The organism is Candidatus Nitrosocosmicus oleophilus, assembly GCF_000802205.1.
GTDB classification, from domain to species: Archaea; Thermoproteota; Nitrososphaeria; order Nitrososphaerales; family Nitrososphaeraceae; genus Nitrosocosmicus; species Nitrosocosmicus oleophilus.
Window position 1 is genome coordinate 442,197 of the sequence record NZ_CP012850.1, and the last position, 13,952, is coordinate 456,148.

Below are 13,952 nucleotides of genomic sequence, written 5' to 3' on the forward strand. Positions count from 1 at the left end.
AATCAAGTAATCAAGCATAATTACTTTTTATAGAAGATCTGGCACCACAAGCTTCACATATCATAAAGCCTAACTTTTTAATTTTTTCTGTCCTAGTATCTGGGCTACCGCAAACAGGACAAATAACATAGTCCTTTACGTATCGATCTATCAAACCTCCGAATGAGGATATAGGTTTTCTGCCCAAAAAAATAACCCGTTCACCAGTAATATACCCTGCAGATGCTAATTCCTTATTTAAATATAGTAATAATTTTTCAGGATCACGTCTTAATGCCTTTGGAAAATCCATGAAATTTCTAAAAATTGTTCGTTGGCCAACCCATATTACTCTTGGAACAGGAACTTCAAGTCTGGCAACTTCTTTCTTTACCACATTTCCTAGTTTATTTTGTAACCTATCTAACAAGGACACATAACCAGATTCATCTTGGATTGACATGTTATAGATTACAACAAACCAATTAATGTACGTTGTGAATAATAATTAATTTAAATAATTTACAAGTAATAAGAATCAGAATACTGATCTAAACCCAGATGTATTATTTTGAATTATCCAATCCACAAATGGATGCAAGGTATTATAAGGCAAATTGGCAGATTTTTCCACATTATAGCTTAACATAACCATCCGATTCAACAATAAATTATGTAATTTTTTATCTAATTGATCTCTTTTAAAAGGATCATAAATTTCAAAAAAACATTTTTGCCTGTGGTATGAAATATGATGTGCATAACAGTACATAAGCAAAGTAGGATCTCGGCTAATCCTTTTATTTATCTCCCTTTCTTCAAATGCAGGGCTGTTTTGCATTTCAACATAGATTTGAAGAATCCGTCTTTGATAATTTTCTTTAATCAATTCAATATTAGACGGACCTATGTTTTTTGATAGAAAAATTTCACGCTTTAGTTGATCAATAGTTTTTCGTGTGATATCTTTTGCAGATAACACATCCAAATCATTTTTGACTCCAAAATCTTTTCCGAAGAGAAAAAAAATACCTAAAATTTCATCTTGATTGACGAAAGGAAAGTCCAAATCGCCATCAAGAAATTTTGATAATCTTTCATAAATGTTACCGGGTAAAAAGAATCCCATATAGGAATCAGAAACTATAGTCAAGGCAATTGAAGAGGCATATACATATAATAAATATTTTTTTGTGCTATATTGGTTGTTTGGCTGTCTGGCTGTTTACATAAAGAATAGTCCTTAGGCTTTAGAATAGAATCCAGCTTTTCTTTCATAAATTTGACCATCGTTCATTGCCTTTTTTATGTGCAATTTAGCGTCTGAATCACTAAATTTACCTGTTTTTACTAGTTCTCCAATGAACACATTCTCTTCAACGTCATTCTTTTCTTCTCCGGAAAGACTTGAAAATATCTCCATGAAAAGCTTTAGTTTTGATATTTCGCTGAAAGGTTTTCCATGCAATACACCCAGATCAACTTTACCAGTATTGACATCAACGCCTGCGGTTTCTAGCATTCTTTGAACTAGAAACAATGATCTTTCTGCATCCTCTCTTTCGACTTTGTCTTTTAATAGCAATCTAGCGCGAGCAGTAGCAAGCCTCACTAGCCCCTCTAATTGCCTGGGTGTAACGGTAATCATACTGTCTGAATCAACATTTCTCATCTTCATATAATAATCACGGATAATATTTATCGCCTCTCGGGTCAGCTCGGGTTCAACAATTTGTTTAGCAAATGCCAAGTATTTACTGAAGAGATCTATATTAATAGCGGCTTGAGATGATTTTTGGACATCCTTATGGATTTCTAAAATATGGCTGGCGATTTTACTATCCTTTTCCTTTTCTGGAAGATCGCGTATCACATAAACAAGATCAAACCTCGTAAGAAGAGGAATTGGAAGATTTACATTTTCAGTGATATTTTTATAAGGATCATATTTGCCATACATGGGATTCGCAGCGGATAGTATAGAGGTTCTCGCGTTTAATGTTGCCACAATACCACCTTTAGCAACCGAACAAGTTTGTTGTTCCATAACTTCGTGAAGCGCTGAACGATCCTCAGCTTTTATTTTGTCGAATTCATCGATACAAACCAACCCTTGATCTCCAAGTACTACAGCACCTGCTTCAAGCATCATTATTCCGGATTTATCTCGCACTACAGCAGCAGTTAGTCCTGCTGCAGTGGAGCCTCTTCCAGAAGTATATAATCCCCTAGGAGCTATTTTTGCGGCAAATTTAAGCATTTCAGACTTGGCTGTTCCCGGATCACCAACCAATAAGACGTTGATATCACCCCTTCTTGTTGATCCATCGTCTAATTTTTTGGTTATAGACCCCACAATTAGAAGCAAAATGGATTCTTTTATGACTTCGTGTCCATAGATATGTGGAGCAAAGGATGATACTAGCTTATCGTAGATATCAGGTTTTTTTGACAAGATTAGTATTTGTCGTTCATCTTCTGCACTGATTGAAATCCTTTCTATTGATCGAGTTTTCTTATCTCCAGCCCTACCTCCAAGATATTCTATATTATTACCTTCCATTCGTAATCTAAACAGAGAAGTCCTTTGAGTGGTGGAATTGCCCGAAACAAAAGAAGCTTCTTGATCTATTCTAATGATTCCTGTCAACATAATCCTATCCCCTGGTCTGCATTGGTCAACCAAATCACCAAGAATTGTCACCTCTATATAGTGAGGGAGTTGTCCTGCAGGAAGATCCTCAGGCAATTCTTGTAATCTAACTAATTGAAAATCGATAAAGAGGCTACTTTCTACATCCATCTCCATTTCTTTTTCTGAGCAATTAAGGCATCTTTGTGGTTTTTTTAAAGATAATCCCTTTAACTGTGAAAAACTAATTTGATTGCAATTTAGACATCTATAGGCAATTCTTTTTCCTAATGGTTTAACTTCTGAGGACCGTACTACCATTCCGGAAACACCCAGTAACTTATTAATAACATCGGCATTTATGTCACGCAGCCCTTTTTGAACAGCGTAATTTCCTATTCTTACCCGAATATGCTCTCTAATCTCATTTGTATAATCTGGATGAATTTCCAATAGAACAGAAATAACGGCCTCATTAAAAGCTGAAAGCATTTCATCTGGATTGTGCGTGATATCCTTTGCAAGTAGTGGACTGAAACTATCAAAATCAATATAATCAATAGTAATAGAAGTTGAAGATGTCGCCATCATATTATTAATTTTATCAAAATACTTGTAATTACCATCACGATCCTTAAATGAACGTAAAAAAACCTCCAATTCATTGGATAATGCAGATATGGTTTGTTGTTCTTGTTCCTGCATATTTGATTGATTAGGAGGATCAGTATTACTCAATCTTTAACACCAGTTTTTTAAAATCAGACGTCATCTTGTGGAAATTTTCATAGAGAAGTTTTTCTTCTGATGATAGTTTTTCTTCAAGTTCTGGTACCAAAGGAGAAGAAGCAGAGAGTTTGACTATCTTTTGTAGCCTAGAAGCTATGAATGGATTCAAAGACACTATTAATGATTCCCTATCTTTATCTTCGATGGTACGAAGATAATTATTTACGCGTGCGTAAAAATCTGGTTCTATTGTAGATACCTCATGGCTAGGCGATATTCTTTCTCGATTTAATGCTCTTTTAATATAAGATAATTGATCATCATCATGAATTTCTACTACGCCTTGTTCGCTCAAAATAATAGAGATCCATCTCGGAACCGAAGTCATATCCCCTTCTTTAGCGCTAATAAAAATAAGTGGTTTTATCGATATTTCAATATCCTTTAAATATATTACTCGTACATCCTTTAGGAGATAGTCTAGAGTAGAAAAAGTATAGAGGATTGAAATATCGTCTATACCTGAAATTAAGTTATTTGCAACAACAACATCAACATTAACATTAACATTAACATCATCAATATCATCATGTGACGGCAGCAATGAATTCACAAATGTAATTATCATTCTTAGTTAATAAAATTTCAATGTAAGATTAACGGTATCCTCTACAGAGTATTAAATAATTTTAAATTAGAAAAAGATGGACAGTACATCACCATGGAAAAACGGCACCAGGAGCAGAAGCCAGAGGTTATTTCTGATATTATGTGGGTCGAAAAATACAGACCAAAACATCTAGCTCAAATAATTAATCAAAAAGAAATTGTAAAAGGCTTAGAAAATTTAATGAAAAAACCTAACGAATTACCACATTTATTGTTTACAGGATCTGCAGGGATAGGCAAAACTACTACAGCTTTATGCCTTGCAAGACAATTGCTAGGAGATAACTGGAAAAGAGATATTCTAGAGCTCAATGCATCAGATGAAAGAGGAATAAAAATGGTTCGTGAAAGAGTAAAAGAATTTGCATCGATCATGAAACTTTCAATAAATCAAGAAAAAAACGAGAAGCCGTTTAAGATCATTATTTTGGATGAAGCGGATGAAATGACTACAGAGGCTCAAACAGCTTTGAGAAGAATAATAGAAGATAGTGCCAGAACTACTAGGTTTATTTTTATTTGTAACTATCTTTCGCATATAATTGAACCAATACAAAGTAGATGTGTAATTTTTCGATTTTCAAAGGTTTCCGAGGAAGAGGTAATTGAATATTTGAAAGATATTTGTAAAAAAGAGGAAGTAAAAGTCGAAGAAAAAGCACTTCGTAAAATATATGAACATACAAATGGTGATTTAAGACATTCAATCAATATATTGCAAGCTGCCTCAGTGAACGGAAATATAAGTGTCCAGCAGGTTCAAAATGCAATAGGTATATCTGGAAAAAGCATAATAGCTGAAATAATAAAATTAGCCATTAATTCCAAATTTAATGAGTCAAGAATAAAATTATTAGAATTATTATATGTTTATGGAGTTTCAGAAACAGATTTTCTAAAATATGCCAATGAAGAGATTTATAAGCTTGATCTGAAAGATCCCTACGAAATTTCATCTTTAATTGCAGAATACGATTATAGACTTGCAAACGGTGCACACCCTGAAATACAACTAGCAGCCTTTTTAGCACAATTAGGCAAGATAAACTTGAAAAAAGACAAATCTAATTAAAAATCATCCTCAAATTCATCGCCACCATCCTCTTCTGTTACATCATCGAAATCTTCTTCGAATTCTTCACGTTCTTCCGCGGTCTTATATGGGATATCTGCTTCTCCTAAATTACCACAAACTGGACACTTAAATTCAATTGTTTGACCTTCAAGGTCTAATAGAAATTCTTTGGTGAAGACCTCATCACAGTTTGAACAAACAAGAGTAGTTTGTATATTTTCTTGAGTGAATTTATGCGACTGTACCCGAAAGATTGTGTTCACCATACTTATTTTACCTATAAAGATTCGGTCTTTATTATAACCTTATCTTTTTATAAATCTAAGGTTTTTTACAAAATAATGGCTGGGCTATTAACTTAGGCATTTAGCACCCTCGTTATGTATTTTCATAATATAAGCCAATTTTTTTGACATGATTTAGTTCATACTTTTGATTCTACGGAGAAAGTAATCGTCAAATTCTTCCTCAATCTTATCTTTTTTTTATGTACTTTATCCTTGCTATGGAGCATTAATCGAACTTTTCTAGGATTGAAATTATGTTGTTATGTTGATGTAATTGTTTTGTGTTTTTTTCAAAGTTTTTTAGTATTTCAATGCCATTGACTCAGAACTTGAGTACAAGTAGAATATTTAAGCATTAAAATTTTCACCAAACTTTTAAAGAACTTATAGAAATTTTGGAAATTCCCAAATGAAATTTTTTTAATAAAAGTAGCATAGACTTTTATATACTTGATAAAAATGATGTATATAGAAATGAACGTTTAGATTCACAGGACGTTGTTAACTTAGCATTTACACCCACTTATAATATTCTATAGTCATGTCGCTGAGTTAACAGCGCCAAAACAACCAACTAAAAAATACTAACTCATGCCCAATAATTTATGCATTTGTGGAATCACTCTTACATCTTTATAAAAACTACAAACTTCATCATATATTTTCAATATTTGCTTAGTAGAGGGAGAGTCAAATTGATAGCTAGGCTGAAGTGTTATGCCACTCAAATTACTAATATTTGGACGCTCAAAAACTCTAGAGAGCAAGTCTCTAACTTCATTTAATGTTGTGGAATTTGTAAATACGATTTTTATAAATGAAATTTTATCGCTCCTATTTAATGATATATCTAAACAGCTTAGTTCGTTTTGTAAAAGGTCTTCATAGGATTTGGGTTCGATTACTTTTGAATCAGATGTTTTAAATTCAACTTTACAAATATCAAAATAAGGTAAAACCAATTCAAACCTTTTCCAATCAAAACACGAAGATTCCAGATATGTTTTAATTTTTAACTCGTTTTTAACAAAATCTGCAAGTGCAATCAAAGATCGAGTTTGTAATAAAGGTTCTCCTCCGGTAAAATTGATTTTATAGATATTTGGTTGAAGATGTTGAAGGATCAGATATTTAGCTTCACTAATGGTATAACTTTTGCCACTTGTAGGCGATAGAGAATATTTTGTATCACACCAATGACATTTGAGATGACAGCCTGAAAAACGGATGAAAAGAGTCTTTGTTCCTGCAAGTATACCCTCGCCTTCAATGCTTACAAACATTTCATTTAATTGAACCTTGTTATGTTTGTTGGTAACAGAAAGACCGTAATTATGATCCACATAATTATCAGTACTGTTATCATTATTGATTTTTGGATTAATAACTGACATAAATTGTTTTATCCTCCAAACCAGCTTTCAAAATTGCTTGTTTTCGATTCATGCAAGATTCACAAATCCCACAGTGTTTTGAAATGTTAGTTTTTTTATCTGTAGATCCCAAATAACAGCTCCATGATTGAAAAATCTTGTCGCCCAATATCTCATAGCCTATCAAAAGCAATTCAGATTTACTTAAGTTATCCATGGCCGGAGACCAAATATGAAGCTTTTTTCTTATCCCCAATTTAATTCCATCAATTTCAGACAGATAAAGTACTTTTTCTAGAGAACGTGTAAAAGAGGGGCGACAATCAGGATATCGAGTATCTCCCGAATGAGCTCCATATATTACCAGAGGAATATTTAAAGAAGTTGCCCATACAGAAGCAAGAGTCAAAAAAACAGTATTTCTTAAAGGTACTACCATACTGTAGTCAAAAGTTGATGGAATTTTAGATTTGGATCCGGTCAAAATATTTGTTTTCCCAAGCAAGGTTTTTAGAAACGATATGTTAATTATTTCGTGTTTTTTACTCTTCAATAATTTTGAAAAGCGCTTTGCAACGAACAATTCATTGGATGCGCGTTGTCCATAATCAAAAGAAATCAAATACAATTCTAATCCCATTTTTTTTAGATACGTAGCTGTGCTGATAGAATCTAAGCCACCGCTAAATATACAAACAGCCTCAGAAAAATTATGAATGGAACTAGATTTTTCTTTCAATTATGATTACTACCCTCATTCACTAATGTAAACCTGGCGATGATGCTGCGGGAGCATTGTCATCAGTGTTCTTAAAATATCCCACTAGTCCCCCTATTCCGTATGAAACTGAAATCATGACTCTAGTAGAAAATAGTATCATCTCATAATGATCTGTGTAATTATAATAAATTGTAACAATTAACAAAGATGAAAGGAGCAATGCCCCAGTTATCAATTGTTCGATACTAAATATTTTAGAATATTTTTTTAAAAATATGAAAGTTGAAATGTTACCTAATGATAAACCAGTAAGTAACAAAAATGGATAATATTTTTGGAAAAAGGGGATCAAAAGAAATGGCAGAGCCCAGGTTAAACCATTTATCAATTTTATAAGAAATGGCCAAGAAATACTTGTTGAGACCCGCTCTCGAAATACTTTACGCATTGATAATATAGGTTTCAAAAAAAGTAATAACGAGACAGCAAAGCAGCCTATCCATATGATGTAGTAATAGAAATAACTGAAATTATAAACAAATACTATATGGGATAAAATCGAAGATAATCCAAACCACACAGATATAAAAAAAAATATGAATGAGAAGACCCTGGTCATTCACTTTAAAAAACTTCACAGAGTATATAATTTAATAAGGTAATCCTAAAAATATTTAACTAGTCAGAAATAAACATGAAGGCCTGTAAATTATGCAATAAAGTAAAATTTTATTCTATTAATTATTTATTTTCTGACACTTTGTGCAATGAGTGTTATATAATCCTGAAGGAAAAATCAGCCAAAGAAAGGAAAAATCATTCCATTTCCTAAGGCGAATTACTCCTGAACATATCCACACTTATTACAAAATTTAGAAGAATATTTGATCGTACCGCCACAATTAATACAGTATTTTTTTTCAATATCTCCAGATTGTTTAGTAGTGTTTGAAGTGTTTTCATGTTGTGTAGAGTAAAAATCTGCGATAGCGCCAGTGGGTTTAAAGGTCTCATCTATGTCCGGCAGGTATCTAGAAGGAGGAAACGACATCCCAGTCTTTGATTCGGGTTTATCTTCCAAGTATGAAAGTAGACGAGGAGTAGGTGTATCTGTTTTTGAATCTTTGATATGTTCACCCAACCAAATCGCAAATTTTTTCAGTGTCATTTCAGGTGTGGAAAAGGTTAGAGAATGGGTGGACATGTAATCTTCAGTAGCCAATCGCCCATTAAAGATTTTCATAATATATACTAAAAAATTGTGTTTATTAATTATTGTGAATTGCCGCATTTATTACAAAATTTTGCTTGTTTTGGAATTGACGCAGCACAAACAATACAGTTTTTTTTCAACCCTTTTGAATCAAGTGAATCTTGCTTAGTAATTATTATATCTACTGGTTTATAGGTAGGAACTTCTTGCGGCAACGGGAAATCGTATTCTTCACTTGTAGAAGATGGAGCAGATGGATAAGTAGAATGGGAGGGGGAGGGGGAGGGGGAGGGGGACCCTGCATGGCCACCAGCAGAAATAAAACCATCTACTCCAAAACCACCGCCTCCACCACCACTATAACTACCACTACCACCATTCCCTGATCCGGATGGATAAGAGGAGGGAAAAGTAGAGGGGGAAGTAGAGGGTGGCGAGGTACTTGATCGTTCACCTTTGCCTTTTGTAGAACCAGTTTTATCGAGAGCTGTTTTAAGTTCGAGAATTACACGACACGCTAAAAAATTTAAGGCCGAAGAAGATACAAGGAATTCACCCATTCTTGAAAAATATTCATTACTCTCCATTTTTCCTTGTTTAAATAACTGAGTTGAATCAAAAAAAGATTCATAATTATCTTGAGTATCATTAACTAATTGTTTTAGTTTCTCGATTAAGAGACCCAGTGTATCCACTCCAAAGGACATTACTTGAAAATGAATAAGAACAAATTTAAATTTATGTAATTACTGCAACTATAGATAGCAATCTATGATAAAATTATACTTGACAATGTTATCATCATATAAAAATAATTCGGGGTGAAATAGTTGTGAAATTTTTAGAAGACAATTCAGATTTTGGGATAAATCCATTAGATAAGAAATACAAGGTATTATCAGGCAAAAATTTTTTTGTATTATGGTCCAGTTTAGGCATCGGATTACTGGTAATTTCCGCAGGATCATTTATCTCTTCTTCAAATTTATCAGAAGCAATTATTGCAATAATTGTAGGATCTATTGTAGGCTCTGTTTTATTAGCCTTAGCAGGCAAAATAGGTAGTGACCATTCAATTCCTTCGATAGTAAGCATGAGACCAGCTTTTGGTCTGCATGGCTCATATTTTCTTACAATCCTAAATATCTTTCAATTAATAGGCTGGTCGACTTTTGAGATAACAATATTATCAAAAGCTGCAAACATTTTTAGTAATGGATATATTGATTTTCATATTTGGTCGATCGTTTTTGGAATAGTAATTATCCTCTTTTGCATTTTGGGACCCTTGAAAATAGTTAAACAGTGGCTAACCAAGTTTGCCGTCTGGGTCGTTTACGGTTCAACAATCATCATGCTCATAAATATCATACTAGGTGGTGTCAATAATTTAGATACAGCCAGTTTAATAAATTCAGGTTCTAGTGATTTTAGTTTTTTTAATTCTCTAGACTTAGTCATTGCTATGCCATTATCATGGCTACCGCTAGTAGCAGATTATAATAGGTTTGCTAAAAAAAGCAAAAATGCTTTTTTGGGAACATTTATTGGATTTTCAATTACAAACTGTCTTTTTTATGTAATTGGGCTCCTATTAGGCATTAGTGACATATTTGCAATACTACTTGCAATTCAAACCTTCTTTTACGGATTTGTTCTACTGGTATTAATCGTTGATGAAGTAGATAACGTCTTTGCAAATATTTTCTCATCTGCAATGTCATTTAAGAACATATACAACAAAATAAATTACAAATATCTTGTTGTTTGTTTCACAATAGTAGGAGTAGTACTGTCCAATTTAATTCCAATTTATCAATATGAAAACTTTTTATTGATAATAGGAGCACTATTTGCCCCGCTATTTGCAATTGTTTTGACGGATTACTACATCATAAGGAAGGGTCGAATATCTGTCGAGAAATTCTATGAAAAAAATAATAGGATCAAAATATCATCCTTTTTTTCATTTTTCGTTGGAAGTATTACTTACTTTATTCTCTCCCCCATTTCGCCGCTTCATGTAGAAGACTTTGCACTAAATATAGGTTCAACGATTCCAAGTATAGCAATCTCGATTATAGTCTTCTTAGTAATAGAACTTTTAATAAAAAAAGTTAAATTGAAAAATAAAGAATATTCTACAGATAAGAAAATTGAGTAAAATGATGATGTAGAATGTCGACGTTGAATAAGAGAATAGTAATTCTGGGTGCAGGTTATGCAGGGATTTTTCTTAGTACTAACCTTTCATCAAAATTAGACAAGGATTCAAATGAAATAATACTAATAGATAGAAACAATTATCATCAGCTAATGCAAGAAATACATCTAGTAGCATCTGGTTTTAGAACTGCAGACCAATTGAAAATTCCAATCTCATCCTTAATTCAAGGGAAAAATGTACATTTTATTCAAGACGATATAAAGAGAATAATTCCTGACAAGAACCTTATATCTTTGAATTCAGGAGATATCAAATATGATGAATTGATAGTTTGTTTGGGATCTTCCACAAAATACTTCAATATACCAGGTGCTGATAAGTATACTCTTCCTATTAGATCAATATATGATGCTTCAATTATTCATGATCACATTTCAAAAATAATTAGCGATGAAAATAAGAAACACAATATAGTAATAGTAGGAGCAGGGGCCACAGGTATAAGTCTTGGAAGTGCCTTGGCAGAGATGATAAACGCCTCACCAAATAAAGGCAATATTAAAGTAAACATAATCGAAGCCACCTCAACTATATTACCTGGATGGGATATCAGAGTCAAAAATAAGACTGAAGAGATCCTAAAAGACAAAGGTATAAGGATTTTCCATAACTCACTTGTTGAAAGAGTAGAAGAACGTACTCTATTTCTTAAGGATGGTCTAGAGATTAACTCTTCATTAATAATTTGGACAGCAGGAGTAAGAGGATATAACATAGATATAGAACCTACAATCGACAAGACCAATGATGGTAGAATAATAGTTAATGAATATTGCCAAACGAATCAATATAAAAACATCTATTCGATTGGTGATTTGGCGGCAATGAAAAACTCTAAAGGAACATTATATCCTCCACTAGCACAAATCGCAGTAAGGCAAGCACGTTATTTGGCAGACAACATGGCAGAATATTATATCAAAGGAAACGAACCAAAAGAAAAATTTGATTATGAAATAAAAGCTCAAATAATTTCTGTGGGTAGTGACGAATATGTGGGGTTGTTAAATAATTACGTAGTGAGTGGAGATCTTGCAAAGATGATTGATGAATTTACCAAACAAACATACATGAAATCGTTAAAGACTGGAGGGAAAAACATATCTGTCAATCTATATGAAAATGACTTTTTTTCGCAAGTAATGGCAGGTATAACCTTTGCTGGATTCACATTCTTTAAAGGTTTAGAAAAATTGGCATAAGGCTTTAAGAAAAGAAAAGATACTCTAATTTTTTACTCCTTTGTATCAATCATGAAACAGCTTTTAAAAAAAATAACACAAATGCAGTTTTTCCTTATTTGGATTCAAAACTAAGTAACAATAGAATTACTTTTCAATATCAATTTGGTACTTTGAATTAGCAAAAAACCTCAAAATCTCAAAAAAATAGACAAAGAAAAAAAATTGACTTGATGGACCTTTATGGATGTTTATGTTGATGTTCATGTCGATGTTCATCGGTGTGTAAGTGGGGATGTGAGTGAGATACACCACCATGGCTATGTGAATGATATATTTTCTTAAAGACAGCATATAAAGCTGTTATTCCAAAGGCCAAAGTAATAAACATGACGATAGTGGGACCAGATGAAGAATCCAAAAAGAAACTAGCGTACATGCCACAAAATGATGCAACCGATCCTATGATAATCGATAGAAATATAACACTTGAAAAATTATTTGATAACATCCTGGCAGAAATGGCTGGACCTACTATTACTGACGCGAGTAATGTTACTCCAATTGAAGACATTGAAACAATAATTATCGTAGCCAAGACAAATGAAAAAAGTAGTTCGATATGTGAAGTTTTAATCCCACTTATTTTGGCACTTTCGTTATCAAAAAAGGAAAAAACTAAGCGCTTATGGAGGAAAAAGAAGAAGGCACCTGAAAGTATTGTTACTGAAACAATGATATAAAGATCTTGTTCGGTAATGGCCAAAATATTTCCAAACAAAAGTGATTCGAAATTCCTGGTATACCTATTTGTAATGCTTACTAGTAACACTCCAAATGCAAAAATAGCGGTGGTAACCAGCCCTATTGCAGCATCAGGTTTAATTTTATTTCTTTTGCTTATTTCATAGATTACAAAAGAGGCCAAGTAGCTCCAAACAATTGCTCCAACATAATAGTTCAAACCTGCAATACTTCCCACTATTGCTCCTCCAAAAGCAGCATGCGAAAGGCCATGACCAACATAACTTAGTCCTCTTAAAATAATATATACTCCAGCTAGGCCACAAATACCCCCAAGCAAAACTGAAACTATAACTCCCCTTACAAAAAATTCATAATGAAAGGGTAACAGAAGATCAATCAAATGATCTTCACTATTTTATTTTGTAATCTGAAAGTCCATACGTTTTTAGAAGGTTATCTTCTTTAAGAATATCTTGTGGACGACCTTCAGCGATCACATATTTATTAAAACAAATAACCCAGGGAGAACGATTGGCGATGTGAGTTATATCATGAGTGGATAAAATTACTGTCATACCATTGTTGCTGAGTGTTTTTAAAATATCAAATATTTTTTCTCTTGAAACATAATCTAGACCCGTTGTTGGCTCATCCAAAATGAGAACATCAGGGTTTCTAATCAATGCCCTGCCCAAAAACACACGTTGTTGTTCTCCTCCAGAAAGTGCACGAATGTGTCGTTTTTCATAGCCACTTAATCCCAATGTCTTTAAAGTATCTTTTATTTGATTTTTCAATTTTTTATCTAACCATGGAAGGTAGCTTTTGTAGTTCCATGATCCCATGGCTATTACCTCCTGTACAGAAACTGGAAAATTCCAATCAATAGTTTCTATCTGTGGAACATATCCAACAGACGGATAATAGAAAATTGAATCACAGTCATTGCAAATGTACTCGATATCTCCATTCCAAGGTTCGTAAATTCCACACATTAGTTTTAGTAAAGTGGTTTTTCCAGATCCACTAGGACCTACTATAGAAACAAATCGACCTCTTGGTATAGACAAATTGACTCCCTCGACTACAAAATCATGATAGGTAAATCCATAGGATACA

15 protein-coding genes are annotated in these 13,952 nt (G+C 33.1%); 3 read left to right on the top strand and 12 right to left on the bottom strand.

Translation table 11 applies throughout. From position 1 onward, the window contains the following. Positions 1 to 10: 10 nt before the first annotated feature. From NMY3_RS02190 to NMY3_RS02205, 4 genes are all read right to left on the bottom strand, one after another. Positions 11 to 442 carry a translation initiation factor IF-2 gene (locus NMY3_RS02190; RefSeq protein WP_196817320.1) on the bottom strand — a complete coding sequence of 144 codons (432 nt, stop codon included), beginning with the start codon at positions 440 to 442 and terminating at the stop codon, positions 11 to 13. A 75-nt stretch (positions 443 to 517) separates the two neighbouring features. Next, on the bottom strand, positions 518 to 1,132 hold the full coding sequence (locus tag NMY3_RS02195) for a hypothetical protein (protein ID WP_196817321.1): 615 nt from the start codon (positions 1,130 to 1,132) through the stop codon (positions 518 to 520). 90 nt (positions 1,133 to 1,222) lie between these two features. Continuing rightward, positions 1,223 to 3,316: a minichromosome maintenance protein MCM gene (locus tag NMY3_RS02200; protein WP_196818449.1), complete on the bottom strand. Its 2,094-nt coding sequence runs from the start codon at positions 3,314 to 3,316 to the stop codon at positions 1,223 to 1,225. 25 nt (positions 3,317 to 3,341) lie between these two features. After that, complete coding sequence (locus tag NMY3_RS02205) at positions 3,342 to 3,968, bottom strand: hypothetical protein (RefSeq protein WP_231100189.1); 627 nt, start codon at positions 3,966 to 3,968, stop codon at positions 3,342 to 3,344. Between the two features lie 141 nt (positions 3,969 to 4,109). On the opposite strand from NMY3_RS02205, the gene NMY3_RS02210 reads away from it, so the two are divergent. After that, complete coding sequence (locus NMY3_RS02210; protein ID WP_231100434.1) at positions 4,110 to 5,081, top strand: replication factor C small subunit; 972 nt, start codon at positions 4,110 to 4,112, stop codon at positions 5,079 to 5,081. On the opposite strand, the gene NMY3_RS02215 is transcribed toward NMY3_RS02210, so the two are convergent. From NMY3_RS02215 to NMY3_RS02240, 6 genes are all read right to left on the bottom strand, one after another. Beyond that, positions 5,078 to 5,347: a hypothetical protein gene (locus NMY3_RS02215; RefSeq protein WP_196817324.1), complete on the bottom strand. Its 270-nt coding sequence runs from the start codon at positions 5,345 to 5,347 to the stop codon at positions 5,078 to 5,080. The genes NMY3_RS02210 and NMY3_RS02215 overlap by 4 nt on opposite strands. 608 nt (positions 5,348 to 5,955) lie before the next feature. After that, positions 5,956 to 6,765 carry a 7-carboxy-7-deazaguanine synthase QueE gene (locus NMY3_RS02220; protein WP_196817325.1) on the bottom strand — a complete coding sequence of 270 codons (810 nt, stop codon included), beginning with the start codon at positions 6,763 to 6,765 and terminating at the stop codon, positions 5,956 to 5,958. Beyond that, positions 6,752 to 7,483: a 7-cyano-7-deazaguanine synthase gene (locus tag NMY3_RS02225; RefSeq protein WP_196817326.1), complete on the bottom strand. Its 732-nt coding sequence runs from the start codon at positions 7,481 to 7,483 to the stop codon at positions 6,752 to 6,754. The genes NMY3_RS02220 and NMY3_RS02225 overlap by 14 nt, the downstream gene beginning before the upstream one ends. A 22-nt stretch (positions 7,484 to 7,505) precedes the next feature. Then, positions 7,506 to 7,913 (bottom strand): hypothetical protein, encoded by a 408-nt coding sequence (locus NMY3_RS02230; protein ID WP_196817327.1) that lies wholly within the window; start codon positions 7,911 to 7,913, stop codon positions 7,506 to 7,508. Positions 7,914 to 8,303: 390 nt separating this feature from the next. Next, entirely contained in the window at positions 8,304 to 8,708 is a 405-nt protein-coding gene (locus NMY3_RS02235; protein WP_196817328.1) for a hypothetical protein, read from the bottom strand. A gap of 29 nt (positions 8,709 to 8,737) precedes the next feature. After that, positions 8,738 to 9,385 (bottom strand): hypothetical protein, encoded by a 648-nt coding sequence (locus tag NMY3_RS02240; protein ID WP_231100190.1) that lies wholly within the window; start codon positions 9,383 to 9,385, stop codon positions 8,738 to 8,740. A gap of 125 nt (positions 9,386 to 9,510) precedes the next feature. Here NMY3_RS02240 and NMY3_RS02245 point away from each other — a divergent pair, with 125 nt between their 5' ends. Further along, entirely contained in the window at positions 9,511 to 10,842 is a 1,332-nt protein-coding gene (locus NMY3_RS02245) for a cytosine permease (RefSeq protein ID WP_196817330.1), read from the top strand. A gap of 14 nt (positions 10,843 to 10,856) precedes the next feature. Beyond that, positions 10,857 to 12,107, top strand: coding sequence for an NAD(P)/FAD-dependent oxidoreductase (locus NMY3_RS02250; RefSeq protein WP_196817331.1), 1,251 nt, complete (start codon positions 10,857 to 10,859; stop codon positions 12,105 to 12,107). A gap of 220 nt (positions 12,108 to 12,327) precedes the next feature. Here the strand turns inward: NMY3_RS02250 and NMY3_RS02255 are convergent, their stop codons facing one another. After that, positions 12,328 to 13,233: a metal ABC transporter permease gene (locus tag NMY3_RS02255; protein ID WP_231100191.1), complete on the bottom strand. Its 906-nt coding sequence runs from the start codon at positions 13,231 to 13,233 to the stop codon at positions 12,328 to 12,330. Between the two features lie 10 nt (positions 13,234 to 13,243). Beyond that, positions 13,244 to 13,903: a metal ABC transporter ATP-binding protein gene (locus tag NMY3_RS02260; RefSeq protein WP_196817332.1), complete on the bottom strand. Its 660-nt coding sequence runs from the start codon at positions 13,901 to 13,903 to the stop codon at positions 13,244 to 13,246. Positions 13,904 to 13,952: the final 49 nt, after the last annotated feature.